Source organism: Pseudomonas sp. CHM02 (assembly GCF_000612585.1).
Taxonomy (GTDB): domain Bacteria; phylum Pseudomonadota; class Gammaproteobacteria; order Pseudomonadales; family Pseudomonadaceae; genus Aquipseudomonas.
Genome location: NZ_JFCA01000003.1, coordinates 106,017 through 123,621, shown reverse-complemented (window position 1 = coordinate 123,621; position 17,605 = coordinate 106,017). Strand labels below are relative to the sequence as shown.

General features: G+C 63.3%; 13 protein-coding genes. 7 read left to right on the top strand and 6 right to left on the bottom strand.

The window, feature by feature from the left end; translation table 11 throughout:
* Nucleotides 1-6 precede the first annotated feature (6 nt).
* The 3 genes from BM70_RS0102650 to BM70_RS0102640 form a co-directional block, all read right to left on the bottom strand.
* The gene (locus tag BM70_RS0102650; RefSeq protein WP_025854561.1) at nt 7-1,284 is read right to left on the bottom strand and encodes a carbohydrate porin; all 1,278 of its coding nucleotides are present in this window, start codon (nt 1,282-1,284) and stop codon (nt 7-9) included.
* A gap of 124 nt (nt 1,285-1,408) precedes the next feature.
* Nucleotides 1,409-2,581 carry an iron-containing alcohol dehydrogenase gene (locus BM70_RS0102645; RefSeq protein ID WP_025854560.1) on the bottom strand — a complete coding sequence of 391 codons (1,173 nt, stop codon included), beginning with the start codon at nt 2,579-2,581 and terminating at the stop codon, nt 1,409-1,411.
* Nucleotides 2,582-2,616: 35 nt separating this feature from the next.
* Complete coding sequence (locus tag BM70_RS0102640) at nt 2,617-3,768, bottom strand: glycerol dehydrogenase (RefSeq protein WP_025854559.1); 1,152 nt, start codon at nt 3,766-3,768, stop codon at nt 2,617-2,619.
* A gap of 222 nt (nt 3,769-3,990) precedes the next feature.
* Between BM70_RS0102640 and BM70_RS0102635 the strand changes: the two genes are divergently transcribed.
* The 7 genes from BM70_RS0102635 to BM70_RS0102605 all read left to right on the top strand — a co-directional run bounded on the left by BM70_RS0102635 (nt 3,991) and on the right by BM70_RS0102605 (nt 11,688).
* Nucleotides 3,991-5,589 carry a GMC family oxidoreductase gene (locus BM70_RS0102635; RefSeq protein WP_025854558.1) on the top strand — a complete coding sequence of 533 codons (1,599 nt, stop codon included), beginning with the start codon at nt 3,991-3,993 and terminating at the stop codon, nt 5,587-5,589.
* A 17-nt stretch (nt 5,590-5,606) separates the two neighbouring features.
* Entirely contained in the window at nt 5,607-6,407 is an 801-nt protein-coding gene (locus tag BM70_RS0102630) for a shikimate dehydrogenase (protein ID WP_025854557.1), read from the top strand.
* 28 nt (nt 6,408-6,435) lie between these two features.
* Nucleotides 6,436-7,128 (top strand): SDR family NAD(P)-dependent oxidoreductase, encoded by a 693-nt coding sequence (locus BM70_RS0102625; protein ID WP_025854556.1) that lies wholly within the window; start codon nt 6,436-6,438, stop codon nt 7,126-7,128.
* A gap of 130 nt (nt 7,129-7,258) precedes the next feature.
* Nucleotides 7,259-8,350, top strand: a complete 1,092-nt coding sequence (locus tag BM70_RS0102620) for a glycerol dehydrogenase (RefSeq protein WP_025854555.1) — start codon at nt 7,259-7,261, stop codon at nt 8,348-8,350.
* Nucleotides 8,351-8,444: 94 nt separating this feature from the next.
* Complete coding sequence (locus tag BM70_RS0102615; RefSeq protein WP_025854554.1) at nt 8,445-9,332, top strand: transketolase; 888 nt, start codon at nt 8,445-8,447, stop codon at nt 9,330-9,332.
* A 2-nt stretch (nt 9,333-9,334) separates the two neighbouring features.
* On the top strand, nt 9,335-10,315 hold the full coding sequence (locus BM70_RS0102610; RefSeq protein WP_025854553.1) for a transketolase family protein: 981 nt from the start codon (nt 9,335-9,337) through the stop codon (nt 10,313-10,315).
* A 65-nt stretch (nt 10,316-10,380) separates the two neighbouring features.
* A complete protein-coding gene (locus BM70_RS0102605) occupies nt 10,381-11,688 on the top strand; it encodes an MFS transporter (protein ID WP_025854552.1) in 1,308 nt (435 codons plus the stop codon).
* 39 nt (nt 11,689-11,727) lie between these two features.
* Here BM70_RS0102605 and BM70_RS0102600 read toward each other — a convergent pair whose 3' ends face one another.
* From BM70_RS0102600 to BM70_RS0102590, 3 genes are read right to left on the bottom strand one after another with little or no spacing between them, the layout of a single operon-like run.
* Nucleotides 11,728-13,110: an efflux transporter outer membrane subunit gene (locus BM70_RS0102600; RefSeq protein ID WP_025854551.1), complete on the bottom strand. Its 1,383-nt coding sequence runs from the start codon at nt 13,108-13,110 to the stop codon at nt 11,728-11,730.
* A complete protein-coding gene (locus BM70_RS0102595) occupies nt 13,103-16,258 on the bottom strand; it encodes an efflux RND transporter permease subunit (RefSeq protein ID WP_025854550.1) in 3,156 nt (1,051 codons plus the stop codon). The genes BM70_RS0102600 and BM70_RS0102595 overlap by 8 nt, the downstream gene beginning before the upstream one ends.
* Complete coding sequence (locus tag BM70_RS0102590; protein WP_025854549.1) at nt 16,255-17,400, bottom strand: efflux RND transporter periplasmic adaptor subunit; 1,146 nt, start codon at nt 17,398-17,400, stop codon at nt 16,255-16,257. The genes BM70_RS0102595 and BM70_RS0102590 overlap by 4 nt, the downstream gene beginning before the upstream one ends.
* Between the last annotated feature and the right edge of the window lie 205 nt (nt 17,401-17,605).

The window sequence follows — 17,605 nt, the reverse complement described above, 5'->3', positions numbered from 1 at the left end:
AAGGGGTTAGAAGCTGACTTCAGTTTTCAGGCCGAACACCACCACGCTCTTGTCCCCGCTCAACCCGCCGGGGTTGACCACGTATTGCACGTTGGGCCGCAGTGTCAGGGCCGGGGTCACGCTGACGCCGTAGTACAGTTCCATCGGGTATTCGGTGTACGGTGCGGCCACGGTGTAGCCACTGGACTGGCGGATGCGCCTGGCGGATTTCTCATTCACTTCCAGGCGGCCCAGCGCCAGGCCGATTTCGTCCTGGGGACGTGCGGCAAACGGGCCGCTGATAAAGGCGCCGGCGTGCCAGACGTTCTCCACGTAGGACACGTCGCGGTCCGACTGAATGAAGTTGGCAAACAGGTTGAGGCCGCGGGCGCTGTTGTCCGGGTCCTGGTACACACGCTGGTCGACCAGGGCGTAGAAGCCACTGGCCGAATCGTGCTGGTCGGGCGCATTGCCGGTCAGGCCGATGGGTTGGCCATCGAGGTCGCGGTACACGTCGTTGAAGTCACCGGTGTTGCGCCAGAGGCCCACGCGGTAGGTGCCAGGCAGGCCGTTGAACGTCGGTGTCCAGGCCAGTTCGCCGACGGCGAGGTAGCCGGTGGTGCCCGAGGGGCTGCCGAAATTCAGGCCCTGGCTGTTCTCGGTAAAGCGCGGGTTAACCTGATACAGCGAGGCGTTGACGGTCAGCTCATCCGTCAACTTGCCCGCCACCGCCGCGCCCCATTGGCTGACGGGCCAGGTGAACCAGTTGGGGGTGATGTAGCCCGGCACCGTGCCGCAGAACGTCAGGTTCTGGAACTTGCAGGAAAACGGGAACACATCGCCGCTCATGGGCAAGCGGCCAAGCTTGACCACCAATCGGTCGTCGAGCAGTTTCTGCTGGTAATAGAACTGCACCAGCCGCGTGACGCTGCCGTAGCCGTAGATTTCCTGGGCGGCGAGCAAGGTGTTGGTGCCCGCCTCGGCCGTCAGGTTTTCGCCGTTGCGGTTGCTGAAGGTCATGCGAAAACTCGCGCCCTGCCAGCCGAGCAGCTTTTGCAGGTCGAAGTTGCTGTCGATCATCAACTGATCGCTGTACGTGCCTTTGTGCGCGTCGCCGCCCTGAGTGTTGTAGGCCAGCTCGTTGACGTACGTCAGCTGGAAGTCCACGCCCTGTTCATGCAAGCGCGTGCGTTCGCCGTTCCAGTCGCCGAGCAGAAAGTTGTTCGGCGAATAACTGGCGGCAAACACGCCAGGGCAAACACACGCACTCAGAAGTCCTGCGGCAACGATGGTCTTATTGGTCATTGTCAGTGTTCCCGAAACTGTTTTTATTGTTGGTTTTAGTGTTTTTCGAGCATGCAGAATCCCGCCAACCCAACTGACGGGTCGGTGAAGCAACAGCGTTAACGCGGTGTGACTGAAACGTCGGTTAGAAGCACATCCTCACGATGGCGGCGACCTCCTCCTGGTTATTGATCTGCTTGGGATGGCAGGCCAGGTCCTGGTTGAAACTGGTCCAGACGGTGTGGGCAAATTCATCAACCTGCTCAGGGCGCAAACCGTAGCTGTGGAAGGTGTCGGTAACGCCCAGGGTGGTGAACAGCTGTTCGAGGATCACGGGCAGGCGCTCGGCGCGCTCGCTGATCGACAGCCCCAGGGTTTCCGGGCGCAGGATCCCGGCCACGGTGGCGAATTTTTCGGCGGCGACCGGCAAGGTCCAGCGGATGACATGCGGGGTGCTCGCCGCCACCGTGCCGCCATGGGGCGCATCGGTCATTGCGCCCAGGGGTTGGCCCAAGGCATGGGACACGGTGACGCCAGCCCCGGCGATGGCCATGCCGCCCAGGGTCGAGGCAAACGCCATGTTCGCGCGCGCGTCCAGGTCGGTGCCGTGTTCGACACAGCGCTGGGCATTCGCCGCAAACAGGCGGATGGCTTGGAGGGCGACCATTTCCACCCACGGTGTGCAGTGAATGCTGATGTAGGCTTCCAACGCGTGACAGAAGGTGTCCACCGCCGTCAGCGCGGTGAGCCTGGGCGGTTTCGACACCAGGATCTGCGGGTCGATCAACGCCACGTCGGGGTAGATGAATGGGTTGACGATGGCGCACTTGAGGCCCAGTTCGGGGTTATTGATCACCGCAAACGGCGTGGCCTCGGTGCCGGTACCGGATGTGGTCGGCACCACCAGCAACGGCAGGCCGCGGCTTTGCGGGCGAGTCACCACTTCGCCGAGGCGTTCGGTGTAGTCCCAGCAACGGCCGCCGTGCACGGCGACGAATGCCACGGCTTTGGCCGAGTCGATGGCGCTGCCGCCGCCGATGGCGACCACCACCTCGCACCCGGCACTGCGCACCTGCTCGACCGCGCGGTCGATCGTGGTGTGCCGGGGGTTGGGCACAATGTCGTAGAACTCAATGAACTCGATGCCGCGCTCGATGAAACTGCCGGTGACCTGCGCCACCAACTCGCTGCCCTGCAGAAACGGGTCGACCATCAGGAACACCTTGGAGCCGAATGGCGCGACCTTTTCACCCATGCGCCGGACTGCGCCGACTTCAAAATCCAGGGTCAGGGGCAGACTTGCCTGAAATGCTTTCATCAGTTCACCTTTTCTTATTGGAATGTGGATCGGACTCAGCCCTGGCGCAACGAGCCGCCCGATTTGTACAACTCACCCAGGTCGCTGGCGGCGATCAGCGCGGCTTTCATCTCATCGACGGTCACAGTGAAGGGCTCGACGCTGCTGGTCTGGTTGGGGTCGGCGGCGGTGTGCGCCACTGCATCGAGTTCCTCGGCGGTGATGTCGGCCAGGCCGAGGTCGCCGAAGGTCACGGGCAGACCGATGCTCAGGCAAAAACGCAACACGGTGTCCAGCTCAGCGCTGGATTTGCCTTCCAGCACCAGCATCACCAGCGTGCCGAACGCCACGTATTCGCCGTGGTACATCGTGGCGCGCCGGCCCAACTCACTGAAGCCGCAATACACCGCGTGGGCGGTGGCGACGCCATTGCTCTCGAAGCCGATACCGCTCATCAGCGCGTTGGCTTCCACCACGCGGTTGAAGGCTTTGGTCACGCAACGCTGGTCGGCGGCGCGCCTGGCTTGTACGCCGTCTTCGAGCAGGACGCGGTAGCACAACTCGGCAATCGCCATGGAGGTCAGGGTGGCCTTGGCACCGCCGCCACCCTCCTTCATGCCGCCGCCGGCGTTGCCGAGGAAGTTGTCGCGGTAGCCTTCGACACAGGTGCGGGCTTCGAAATACGTCGACAGGGCATCGCCCATGCCGGCCACCAGCAAGCGCACCGGCGCCTGGACGATGACCCAGGTGTCGACCACCACCACATCCGGGCTGCGCTGGAAAAACATGACGTCGTCAAATGCGCCGGCCTCGGTGTAGAGCACCGACAGCGAACTGGTGGGGGCATCGTTGGAGACAATGGTGGGCACGATGCACAGCGGTACGCGTGCCTGATTGGCCACGGCCTTGGCCGCGTCGAGCACCTTGCCGCCGCCGACGCCGATCACACCGTCACAACCAAGGCCCTGCATGGTTTCGGCCAGGCGCTGGATTTCCTGGCGGGTCACTTCTCCGGAAAAAATTCCGTAGTGCAACTCGATGTGAGTGCCGTCGAAGCTGGTACCCAGGGTTTGCTTCAGGCTGTCCAGGCGGCCCTGGGTGGTGATCACCATCAGTCGGCGACCGAACCAGGCCACATGCCGGGCCAGACGGTCGAGTTCTTTGTAGCCCTGGATGTAGCGACCAGGTGCGGCAAATATCTGGGTCATCTCTGTGTTCATCCTGGCCCCGTCAAGGAGGCTTTTTGTTATTGCTTTGAGGACGTGGTCGAGGTGCAGCAGCTCTGACGGATCGATGATATATCATATTTAATTTTTAACTGCCAACCGCTTTTTTGCAGGAAGGCACGCGCAAAAAGACAGGGATTGACGTTCGGGGGCATCGAAGATATATGATGCATGAAAACAATAACAACGTTATTCGGAGACGACATGCACGATTACATTGTCATTGGCGGCGGGTCTGCGGGTTGTGCGCTGACGGGTCGCTTGATCGAGGCCGGCGCCTCGGTCCTGCTGATTGAAGCGGGCCCTCGGGACACCCATCCGCTGATTCATATTCCTGCCGGTTTTACCCGTTTGCTCTCCAGCCCCCTGCTGTCTCGCCATGAAACCCAGGCGCAAACCGCCATGGACGGACGCAAGCGCATTCTTCCCCAAGGCCGGGTGCTGGGCGGCGGCAGTTCGGTGAACGCACTGATCTATATTCGCGGGCAGCACGAGGACTACGATGACTGGGCCGCCACGGGCTGCAACGGCTGGTCGTTTCGCGAGGTACTGCCGTACTTCAAGCGGGCCGAAGACAATGAACGTTTCGCTAACGGCTTCCATGCCACGGGCGGTCCGTTGGGGGTGTCGGACCTCAAGCAAGTGTGTGAACTGTCCCGTGGCTTCGTGCGTGCCGCGCAGCAGGCCGGCATTGCGTTTACACCAGACTTCAACGGTGAGCGCCAGAATGGTGTCGGGTTCAACCAGATCACCGCGCGCAACAATCGCCGCTGCAGTGCGGCCGTCGCCTACCTGCGTACCGCCGAAAAGTCCGAGCGTCTGACCGTCATCACCGACGCCACCGTGCAACGTGTGCTGCTCGAGGGCAACCAGGCGGTGGGGGTTGAATACCGTCACAAGGGCCAGGTGGTGCAGGCTCGTTGCGGTAAGGAAGTGGTGCTCAGTGCCGGTGCCATCCAGTCGCCCAAGCTGTTGATGCTGTCCGGTATCGGCCCGGCCGCCGAGCTCGAGCGCCATGGCATTGGCGTGCAACACGCGTTGCCTGGCGTCGGGCAGAACCTGCAGGACCACGCCGAAGTCGGCAGCATCGCCTATTGCCACGGCAAGTACGGTTACTACGGCCAGGACAACGCCTTCAATACCGTTAAAAACGGTCTGCAGTACCTGCTGTTCGGCAGCGGGCCGGTGAGTTCGAACGTCACTGAAGCCTGCGCGTTCGTCAACACCGACAACCCGCAGGAACGGCCAAACGCACAGATGCATTTTGTGCCCATCGTGTTTTTCGACCTCGACCAGGAAGTGATCAAGAAACCCGGCGCCACCCTCAACACCTGCGTCCTGCGCCCGATGAGCCGTGGTGAAATCCGCCTCGCCGACAAGCAAGCCGACACGCCGCCACTGATCGATCCCCGCTACTTCGCACACCCGGAAGACCGCCGTGTCGCCATCAAGGGCCTGAACCTGTCGCGGGAAATCCTCGCGCAACCGGCGATGCGTGCGTACACCGGCGAAGAGGTGTTCCCAGGCTTGAGTGTGCGCAGCGATGAAGCCCTGTTGAGTTACATCAACCAGCGGGCGAAGACCGTCTACCACCCGGTCGGCACCTGCAAGATGGGCTCTGACGCCATGGCCGTGGTCGACCCGGAATTGCGCGTGCATGGCCTGCGTAACCTGCGGGTGGTGGATGCGTCGATCATGCCCAACCTGATCTCCGGCAATACCAACGCACCGTCCATCATGATCGGCGAAAAAGCCGCCGACCTGATCCTGGGGCGCAGCGCATTGCCTGCAGCCCACTTCTAGCACACAGGAATCCAGCCATGCCCATCAGCGGTAAAACACGCGTCGTCGTGCACCTGACCTACCCCGCCAAACACCTGCGCACGCCCGAATTCTTCAACCCGTTGCTGGAACGTCTCGGTTACGACGGCGTACTGGTGCCGTGGGAAGTCTCACCGGCCAACCTGGCCACTGCGTGGGAAGGTTTGCGCGGCATTGAAAACCTCGCGGGGGTGATCGTCACCGTGCCGCACAAGCTGGAGGTGGCAACCTTGTGCGATGAACTCAAAGGCACCGCCCTGCTGCTGAAGGTGTGCAACGTCGCCAAGCGCCTGGCGGACGGACGCTTCACCGGGCGCATGTTCGATGGCGACGGCTTTGTCGCCGGCCTGAAAAAACAGGGCCATGACCTGGGCCGCAAACGCGTGTTGCTGTTGGGCGCCGGCGGCGCGGCCACCGGCATCGCCCACGCATTGCTGGCCGAAGAGATCCAGGAACTGGTGATCAGCAACCGCACGCCGGCCAAAGCCGAAGCGCTGGTCCTGGAACTGCGGCTGATGTTCCCCGGCCGGCAGATCAATGCCGGCGCTGCCGACGCCAGCGGCTTTGATGTGGTGATCAACGGCACCGCCCTGGGCCTCAGTGCCGGCGACCCGCTGCCAGTGCCCGTCGAGACCCTGGCCGCCGGCACGATTGTCGGCGAAGTGGTGATGAACCCGGACGTCACGCCGTTGCTGAGTGCGGCGGCCGAACGTGGCTGCATCATTCATAAAGGCGCGCACATGATCACCGGCCAGGTGGACCTGCTCGCCGAGTTTCTGTTTTCCCAAGCGGGCGTTTGAACGCCCGCCCCACTCCCAAGGAAAAACCATGAAAAAAACAGCAATCGTCACCGGCGGTGGTTCCGGTATCGGCCTGGCCACCGCACAGCGCCTGCATGCGGACGGCTATGAGGTATTCACCGTGGGCCTGGGCGAACCCGAGCTACGCATCCCCGGCATTCATTATCAGGAACTGGACGTGACCGACGACGACGCGGTGAACCGCTTCTTCGCACCGTTCGAGCGCGTTGACGCGATCGTCAATGCGGCCGGGATCATCGACCACAACCGCGAGTGGGAGCTGGAAGGCTTCGGCCGGGTGATGGACGTCAACCTCAACGCCGTCCTGCGCATCACCAATGCCGCCCTGCCCGGCTTGAAAGCCGCGCGCGGTGCCGTGGTGAATTTCGCCTCGATGTGGGGGATTTTCGGTTCGGCGAAAACCCCGGCCTATGCCTCGAGCAAGGCGGCAATCTCCGAGCTGACGCGTTGCATGGCGGTCGCCTGGGCGACTGACGGTGTGCGCGCGAATGCCGTGGCACCCGGCTGGATACTGACCAACCTGTCGCGCCGCGCCTTCGAAGACCCGACGCGTTCGGCCGGGATCATGGCGCGCATCCCCATGAAGAGCTGGGGCGCGCCGGAAGACGTGGCCAATGTGATTGCGTTCCTGGTATCCGACAACGCGCGCTATGTGACCGGGACCACCCTGCCGGTCGATGGCGGGTATTCCGTCGCCTGAGTTCGACCTGGCGATTTGAGTGCTTGACCGTCCAAAAACATGATATATCATGCATCACTATAAGATCGAGGCCGCGACGACTTGTCGTCGGGCCTCAAATAACAATGAGCAATACAGTGAGAGGTGCTGAATGAATCTGGTTTTCGGCTCGCCCGGACGTTACGTCCAGGGCACTGAAGTACTCGCCCAGGCGGGCACCTACCTGGCGCACTGCGGGCGCACAGCCGTGGTGGTCATCGACAGCTACGTGCTGGGCCTGATCAGCGAGCGGCTCGATGCTACCTGCGCGCAGGCCAACGTGGCGTTGCACTACCTCACCTTCGACGGCGAAATCACCGCCGACGGCATTGCTAGCTTGCGTGCGGCAGCCGCAAGCGTGGAGTTCGACCTGATCCTGGCGGTCGGCGGCGGCAAGTGCATCGACGCCGGCAAAGCCCTCGCCCACAGCTCGGGCCGTGCCCTGGTAACCATGCCCACCGTGGCCTCCAACGATGCGCCCACCTCGAAAAACTACGTGGTCTACGACGCCCATCACCAGCTCAGCGAAGTCGGCCACTTGCTGGTCAGCCCGCGCTATGTACTGGTGGACACCGGGTTGATCGCCCAGGCACCGCGCGCGTTTTTGCTGGCGGGGATTGCCGATGCACTGACCAAGAAATTCGAAGCCGAGCAGTGCTTCAACTCGGGCGGCGTCAACATGTTCGGTGCCCGCCCGGCGCTGTCCGGACTGGTGCTGGCGCAGGAGTGCTACCGCGTGATCCGTCAATACGCCGAACCGGCGCTGGCCCAGGCCGGTAGCGGTGAAGTGACGGTGGCCTTCGATCATCTGATCGAGGCCGTGCTGCTCATGAGCGGCCTGGGGTTTGAAAGCGGTGGCTTGTCCATCGCCCATGCGATGACGCGCGGCCTGTCGAAAATCCCCGGCGCACAGCAGCAGGTGCATGGCTGGCAAGTCGCCTATGGCTTGCTGGTGCAACTGGTACTGGAAGACCGCGACGCCGAGTTGCTGGGCGACATGTTGGGCTTCTACCAACGCATCGGCCTGCCGCGCAACCTGGCCGAACTGGGCGTGACAAGCATCGACCGCACGGTGTTGATGCAGGTCGCCGAGCCCACCTTGAAAGCCCCCCACGCCCGCAACTTTGCCCCTGTTTCGGGCGACCCGCTGACGTGTGACGACTTGATCGCGGCGATGCTCGCGCTCGAGGGATTGACCCACTGAACCATCCACCCCTGAACCCACCCCCCCGTTGAAGTTCTAGCCCCGCAACCGAGATTCGACTTCAACAAATTCATGCCTGTGATTGGAGGTAGAGATGTCTGCACCCCGAAAAACCCTCGAAGCGTGGCGCGCCAGCGATTTTGTCCCCAGCGCCGAGACCATTGCACAGCTCAAGGACCGGGCGAAATTTGTCCGCCTGGAAACCATTCGCCTGATCGAAATCGCCAAGACCGGCCACTACACCTCGGTGTTCTCCGCCGCCGAATTGTTCGCCGCGCTGTACTACGACGTGATGACCATTCGCCCGGCAGAGCCCAAGTGGCCGGGCCGCGACCGCTTCCTGATGGGCAAGGGCCACGCCGCCGTGGGCCAGTTCCCGATCCTGGCCGACCTGGGCGTGTTCCCCAAGGAGTGGCTCGATGAATACACCCGCCTGGGCAGCCCTCTGGGCGATCACCCTGACATGCGCAAAGTACCCGGCATCGACTTCTCTTCCGGCTCCATCGGCCACGCCCTTTCCGGTGGCCTGGGCATGTGCCTGGCCCAACGCTTCACCGGCGAAACCTATGACGTGTTCGTCATGCTCGGCGACGGCGAAATGCAGGAAGGCCAGGTCTGGGAAGCCGCCATGGGCGCCGCCCACCACAAGGCCAAGCACCTGATCGCGATTGTCGACCGCAACGGCTTCCAGCTCGACGGTTCGGTCGACGACGTGATTGGTATCGAACCGCTGGACGAGAAATGGCGCGCATTCGGCTGGGAAGTGCACGTGATCGACGGACACGACATCGCCGAAGTCACCGAAACCCTGCGCCGCGTAAAAGCCGATGAAACCCGCGACAAACCCGTCTGCATCATCGCCAAGACCGTCAAGGGCAAGGGCGTTTCCTACATGGAAACCGAACCCGGCTGGCACCTCGGTTACCTCGACCCGGAAGACGCCAAACGCGCTATCGCTGAAATTGAAGCCATGGAGATCTGAACATGAACGCCCCTCTTTCCCCCAATTCCTGGCAGTACCGTGGCCTCAACGCGATGAACCCGGGCCTGTCGTTCCTCTCCGACGCGCTGATCGACCTGGCCCGCGCCGGCTACCCGGTGATGGCCGGTTCCGCTGACCTGCAGTACTCCAACGGGCTCAACAAGTTCGCCAACGAGTTCCCCGAGCGATACATCCAGTTCGGTATCTCCGAACAGAACATGGTCACCGCCGCCGCTGGCCTGGCCACCTGCGGGGTGATGCCGTTCGTGGCGACCTTCGCTTCATTCCTCGGCCTGCTGTGCTGCGAACAGATCCGCATGGACGTGGCCTACTCGGCACAACCGGTGCGCCTGATCGGCCACCACACCGGGATCTCCCTGGGTTTCTATGGCACCTCGCACCATGCCACCGAAGACATCGCCACCATGCGCTCGATTGCCGACCTGGCAGTGGTTTCACCGGCGGACGGCGCGCAGCTGGCGGCGGCCATCAAGGCCTCTGCCACCTATGACAAGCCGGTGTATTTCCGCATCGGCCGAGGGCGCGACCCGGTGGTCTACGACGCCGATGTGGTGTTCGAATTCGGCAAGGCCCACGAGCATATCCAGGGCGAAGAACTGACCATCATTGCCTGCGGCATCACCGTGCACGCTGCCCTCGAGGCGGCGCGCAAGATGAACGCCGAGGGCCGTTCGGTGGGCGTGATCGACATGGCCTCGATCAAGCCGATCGACCGCGACGCGATCCTGCGTGCCGCCGCCCGCAGCAAACGCATGATGACCGTCGAGGAGCACAACGTGCTCGGTGGCCTGGGCGCCGCCGTGGCGGAAGTGCTGTCGGACGAAGGCGTCGGCGTGAAGCTCAAGCGCCACGGTATCTATGACGAATACAGCCTGATCGCCCCGCCAACGCACCTCTACCAGCACTACAAACTCGATGCCGCCGGGATCGAGGAAGTCGCCCTGGCCCACCTCAACGCCTGACGCCGGCCAAACGGGGGCGGGCCTGCTCGCCCCCGCGTGGTTGACCCCACTTCTCGGAGCCAATAATGAATAACATCACCGAGACCCTGTCCGATCACACGATCGGGCACGGCAAGACACGCACGTCCTTGCGCAAAAAGTCCCTGATCGCCACCGGCGTCGGCAACTTGCTGGAGTGGTTCGACTGGACCATCTACACCGTGGCCTCGGTGTACATCGCCGCCGCCCTCTTCGACAAAAGCAACCCCACCTCCGCACTGCTCAGCACCCTGGCAGTGTTTGCGGCAGGCTTTGTGCTGCGGCCGATCGGCGGGATTTTCTTCGGCATCCTCGCCGACCGGCTGGGCCGGCGCATGGTGCTGCTCAGCACCATGCTGCTGATGGCGGGCGCAAGCCTGCTGATTGCGTTTATCCCGTCCTATGAATCGATCGGCAGCTGGGCCTCCGGGCTGCTGTTGCTGGCGCGGTTGATACAAGGGTTCGCCCACGGCGGCGAAACCACCACGTCCTATGCCTATATCGCCGAAATCGCGCCGCCCAAACGCCGTGGCCTGTGGTCCAGCACGGTGTTCCTCGCCGTGGGTTGCGGCTCGTTGCTGGCGACGTTCTACATGGCACTGCTGACCAGCCTGCTCTCCACCAGCGAGATGCAGGAATGGGGCTGGCGCCTGCCCTTCGCCACCGGTGGCCTGCTGGCGGTGTTTGCCTTGTGGTTGCGGCGCAACATGATGGAAAGCGAGCACTCGCCCAGCGCCGGGGCAGACGCGTCGGCACCGGCATGGAGCCGCGGCAAGATCCTCCAGCACGGCGTGCGCCTGTTCCTGTATGAAGCCGGCGCGACCTTGACCTACTACACCTGGGTCACCTCGGCGTCGATCTATGCCATCAGCGTCAAGGGCATGGACCCACGCAGCGCGTTCACCATGAGCTGCATCGCGCAGGTCATCTACCTGGTGTTCCTGCCAATTTCCGGGTGGCTCTCGGACCAGTGGGGCCGCAAGATCTCTGCGCTGATTTCGCTGCTGGGGATTGCCGCCACGCTGTTCCCGCTGTGGGGCTTGATCTCCAGCGAACCCTGGACCTTGATGGTGGCGCAGACGGCCGGGCTGTTGCTGGTCGGGTTTATCACCGGGTGCAAACCGGCGTCGATTTCCGAGCAGATCCCCACCCGTTATCGCACGCGCATGTTCGGTGTGTGCATCTCCCTGGGGGTGGCGGTGTTCGGCGGTACCGCGTCGTACCTGACCACCTGGCTGTACTCGGAAAATATCGGCTGGCTGTTCAATATCTACCTGATCGTGGTGGCGGTCATCGCCAGCGCCGTGGTGTTGCTGTGGAAGAACAACCACGGCGTGCCGATCGATAAAATCTGAAGAAAGGGGGAGCAGGCAAGCCCTGCTCCCCTGCTGGCGTCAACCACCCAACGCGTTCACCAGCGCTGCCTGGTTCTGCCACTGCGCGGTCTTGACCTGGGCCAGCGCGTTCTGCGCCGCCAACTGCACCCGCTGCGCCTGCAGCACATCCAGGAACGGCGTTTCCCCCGCCTGCCAGGCACGCTGGATCTGCTCGGCCGCCGAGCTGGCCTGGCTCGCCGCGCTGGCCAGGAACCGTTGACGTTCGGCATTGCGCTGCGCCGCCGCCAGGGCCGACTCCACCTCCGACACCGCCGTGAGTACCGTACGCCGATAAGCGAGCAACGCCTGTCGCGCCTCGGCATCGCGCAGGTCGACGACATTACGTCGCCGGCCGCCGTCGAGCACCGGCACGCTGGCATTCACCCCGGCCAGCCAGAACGTCGAATTGGCCAGGCTGGCGGCACTTACCCCGTCGATCAGCGAACCCAGCGCCGCCGACAGGCTCAAGCGCGGCATCAGGTCAGCCTTGGCCACGCCGACCCGCGCATAGGCGCCGATCAGGCGCGCTTCGGCGGCGCGGATATCGGGACGGCGCCGCAACAGATCGGCCGGCGTACCGGCGTCCAGCAGCGACACGTTCGCCACCTGCACCGGCGTGTCCCGGAACTGCTGGTACAGCGTTTCACTCGGCTGGGCGAGCAACACCGACAACCGATGCAAGGACCGCTGCCAGCTCAGTTGCAACGCCGGCACCTGCGCGGCAGTGGAGTCGGACTGCGAGCGTGCCCGCAGCAGGTCGGCTTCGGGGCTGTCGCCAGCGGCGTAGAGCTGCTCGGTCAGTTGCAGCGTCTCGGCCTGGCTGGCCGCACTTTGCTTGACGATGGCCAGGCGCTCTTCCAGCCCACGCGCCTCGGCGTAGGCCTGCACCACCTCGGTGATCAGCGCCACGCGCACGCCCTGGGCCTCTTCTTCGCTGGCCTGCACATCGGCATCCGCCGCTCGCACACCTTCGCGAATACGGCCGAACAGGTCGATCTCCCAGGCCGCGCCCAAGCCTATCGATGTCGGCTCGGTGATCAGCGGGTCGGTGAAACCCGCCTGATCCGCCGAGAGGCGCTGGCGTGCAGCGCTCGCTCCGAGATCCACCTGCGGGCTGCCGGAGGCGCCAGCGATATTGCGCAGGGTGCGCCCGGCATCGATGCGGGCCAGGGCCATTTGCAGGTCGAGGTTTTCAGCCAGCGCACGCGCCACCAGGCGGTTGAGCAAGGGGTCCTGATACAGCGTCCACCAATGCTGCGGCACCCCCCTCGGCGGCGTGGTTTGCGCGTTGACGAAAGGCCCCGCCGGTGCCTCGCTGGCGGGCGGCAGCACCGGTGCAGCGCAGGCGCTCAGCAGTGCCGCACCGAGCAGCAGGGCCGGCATACGTAGACGGTTATTCATGGGTCAGCCCCTGTTGAGAGTGGATCAAGCGTTCGCCGCCGGCCAGGCGGCGGATCAACACATAGAACACCGGCGTAAACAGCAGCCCGAACAGCGTCACGCCGATCATGCCGAAGAACACCGCCGCGCCCACGGCCTGGCGCATTTCCGAACCCGCGCCCTCGGACATCACCAGCGGCAGCACACCGAGGACGAAGGCCAGCGACGTCATCAGGATCGGACGCAGACGCAGGCGACACGCCTCGACCACCGCCTCGACGATGCCCTGCCCGTCCTTCTCCTGTTGCCGCGCCACTTCGACGATCAGGATCGCGTTCTTCGCTGCCAGCCCCACCAGCACGATAAAACCGATCTGGGTGAGGATATTGATATCCAGCCCCATCAGGCGCACACCACCGGCCGCCGCCAGCAGGCACATCGGCACAATCAGCAGGATCGCCAGTGGCAGGCTCCAGCTGCCGTACTGCGCAGCCAGCACCAGGTACACAAAGATCACGCACAACGGGAACACCAGCAGCCCCATGTTGCCAGCCGTGGTCTGCTGGTAGCTGAGGTCCGTCCACTGATAGGTGATGCCAGCCGGCAGCGTCTCCTGGGCCAGACGTTCCATGGTCTTGATGCCGAACGCGGAACCCAGCCCCGGCAAGGTGTCGCCATTGATTTCTGCAGTGGGGAACAGGTTGTAGCGCGGGAACCGCTCTACACCCAGGGCCTCGTGCAGGCGGGTCACGCTGGCAATCGGCACCATCTGGCCGGCGTCGTTGCGCACCTTCACCCGGGCCAGGTCTTCGGGCGTGACGCGGTACGGCAAGTCGGCCTGCGCGGTGACGCGATAGGTGCGCCCCACCAGGTTGAAATCGTTGATGTAGGACGAGCCAAAGTAGGTCTCGATTGCCTGGTTGATCTGGCTGCTCGGCACGCCCAGCATTTCGGCGCGCTCACGGTCCAGTTCGACGAACACTTGCGGGGTTCGCGCGGAGAACGGTGAGTAGACGCCCGTCATGCCCGGTGTGGCGTTGGCCGCCGCGATCAATGCGTCGGTGGCCTTGGCCAAGGCTTCGGTGCCCAGGCCAGCGGTGTCCTGCAACCGCATGGAAAAACCACCGGTACTGCCCAGGCCCTGCACGGGCGGTGGCGTGGCGACAATCACCGTGGCGCCGCTGACCACTTTCAGGCGTTCACGCAGGTCTTCGGCGATCTTGTCCGAGGTCAGCCCGTGCACCTTGCGCTCCGACCAGGGCAGGAACACGGGTGCCAGGCCGGCCGAGTTGGACGAGCTGGTGCCTGTCACCATCGAGAACCCGGAGAACGTCGGCACCCGGTCTACCCCCGGCACCTGCAGGGCAATCGCTTCGATCTGCTGGGAAATCGCGTTGGTACGCTCCAGCGATGCACCGTCAGGCAATTGCACGATCACCACCAGGTAACCGCGGTCCTGAATCGGGATAAACCCTTTGGGCGTCGACACCAGCAAATAAGCGGTGGCGGCGATCAGCACCGCGTAGATCGCCAGCATCAGCGGCGTGCGCCCCACCAGGCCACGCACGCTGCGGGCATAGCGGGCCGAGAGCTTCAGGAAGCCACGGTTGAAGCCATTCGCCGCACGCTTGAGCAGCCCGACGTTCGCATGCGCGTCTTCTGGTGCATGCCGACGCAGAATCATCGCCGCCAATGCCGGCGACAAGGTCACCGAATTGAACAACGAAATCGCGGTGGCCACGGCAATGGTGATACCGAACTGGCGGAAGAACTCACCGGAAATGCCGGGGATGAACGCCGTGGGAATGAACACCGCACACAGCACCAAGGTGATGGCGATCAGCGCACCGCCGATTTCCTGCATGGTCACTCGCGTGGCTTCCAGCGGACTCTTGCCATCGGCCAGGTGCCGCTCGACGTTTTCTACCACCACAATCGCGTTGTCCACCACGATGCCCACCGCCAATACCAGCCCGAACAAGGTCAGGTTATTGATCGAGTAACCGAGCATCGCCATCACCGCAAAGGTGCCGACCAGGGACACCGGGATCGCCAGGATCGGAATGATCGACGGCCGCCAGCCCTGCAGGAACACCATGATCACCAGCACCACGAGAATCACCGCCTCGTAGATGGTCTTGCCCAGCTCGCCGATGCTGTCGGCGATGAAGGCCGTCGGGTTGTAGCCGATGCTGTATTCGATGCCTTCGGGGAAGTCCTTGCCGATTTTCTGCATCGTTTCTTCGACCACTTTCATGGTCGCCAGGGCATTCGCACCGGGGCGTTGCAGCACCTGCAGACCGATCGCCGGGTTGCGCAGGTAATAGGTGTTATTGACGTAGGCCAGCCCGGCGATTTCGGTACGCGCCACGTCCTTGAGCCGCACCAGGCGCCCGCTGGCCCCCGACTTGAGCACGATGTTGTCGAAGTCGGCCGGCTCCTTCAGGCGCCCTTCGAAGATCAGGTTCGGCTGGAAGGCCTGGGAGCCCACCGGCGGCTGGGCGATCACACCGCCAGCCACCTGGGTGTTCTGCGCACGGACGGCGGCGATGATGTCGGCCGGCGTCAGGTTGAATGCCGCCACACGCTCCGGGTCGAGCCAGATGCGCATCGAGTATTCCCGCGCGCCCAACGGGTTGATATCCCCCACGCCATCGATGCGCTTGAGCACATCGGCGACATTGCGGATCGCGAAGTTCGAGACATACAGCTGGTCGTAAGTACCTTTGGGCGACGAGATGAAAATCGTCGACAGCTGCGTCGGCGACGACTTGCGCACTGTCACCCCGCTGCGTTGCACCGGTTCCGGCAAACGCGGCGTGGCCAGCGCCACACGGTTCTGCACCAGCACCTGGGCCTTGTCCACATCGGTGCCGCTCTTGAAGGTGACGGTGAGGTTCAGGCTGCCATCGGACGTCGCCTGGCTGTACATGTAGAGCATGTCTTCAACGCCGTTGACCTCCTGCTCGATGGGGATCGCCAGGGTCTCGGCCACGGTCTGCGCCGAAGCCCCCGGATAGGTCGCGGTGACCACCACCGTGGGCGGCGCGATATCCGGGTACTCGGAGGTGGGCAGCACCAGATAGGCCAGGCCGCCAACGATCAGCAAGACGATCGACAGCACGATCGCCAGCACCGGTTGTTCGATGGAGGTGCGTCCCAGGTTCATCGCTGCGCCTCCAGCGGTGCGGCGACCGTCGCCGTATCCCCGGCGCGCACACGCTGCAGGCCATCGACAATCACGCGGTCCTGTTCTTGCAGGCCGGCCGAGATTTCGCGCAGGCCGTCATGCAGCTTGCCAAGGGTGACCGGGCGAATCTCGACCTTGTCCTGCGGGTTGAGCACGTACACCACTTTGCGCGTCGCATCGACGCTGATCGCGCTGTCCGGCAGCAGCAGCGCCGGGTATGCGGCCTGGCTGGAGAACTGCACTCGGCCAAACTGCCCAGGGCTCAGTTGCAGGTCCTTGTTGCTCACCCGCGCACGTTGGCGCAGGGTGCCGGTGGAGGGATCGAGGCGGTTGTCGATGAAATCCATGCGCCCGCTCATGCTCGGTTCGCTCTCGCCCGGCAAGGCGATCCGCACCTGGCTCTGATTGCCCGCGGTGTGGGCCTGGCGACGGTATTTGAGGTAGCTCTGCTCATCGATATCGAAGTAGATGTCGATCGGGTCGATGGACACGATGGTGGTCAACAGCGTCGCGCTGCTGTTGCCGCCGTTGACCAGGTTGCCCTCACTGATCAGCTTGCGGCTGATGCGTCCGCTCATGGGGGCGGTGATGCGGGTGAATTCGAGGTCGAGCTTGGCGTTGCTCAACGCACCTTCAGCGCTCAGCACTTCGGCCTGCGCCGCCTGACGCGCCTGCAAGCGTTGGTCGTAGAGGCTGCGGGCGATGGTCTTGGATTCGATCAGCACGTTGGCGCGAGCAAACTCCTGCTCGGCCAGGGCCAGTTGCGAACGGACCTGGGCCAGTTTGCCCTGGGCCTGGACCACCGCCGCCTGGAACGAGCGCGAGTCGATCACGAACAGCAAATCGCCTTTCTTGACGATGGCGCCGTCCTGGAACGCGACCTTCTCCAGATAGCCGCTGACCCGCGAGCGCACTTCCACGGAATCCGTGGCCTCGAAGCGGCCGGTGAAGCTGTCCCAATCGGTAATCACCGACTTGACCGGCTTGCTCACCGTCACCGTCGGTGCTGCCGGCGCAGCTGTCTGGTTGTCTGCGCCACACCCGCTCAAGGTCGCCAACACCGCCAGACTGATACCTGAAAGTGCCGCGCCTTTGACCCAGTTGGGCTTTTTCAGGGACAAAAAGCTCCCCTTCCCCTTTATAGAAGAATGCACGTCAGTTGCTCCGCAATAAGTTGTCTGAATAGATTATTCAGTGGATAAAGTTAACGATTAAATCGCTTGGCCAACTTTCATTTATTTGAATAGAAAGGAATTTTCCGCTACTCAGGGATCAAGATAAACCGCATAAAAACGAAAACAATATTGATCCCCAAGCAAATAACAC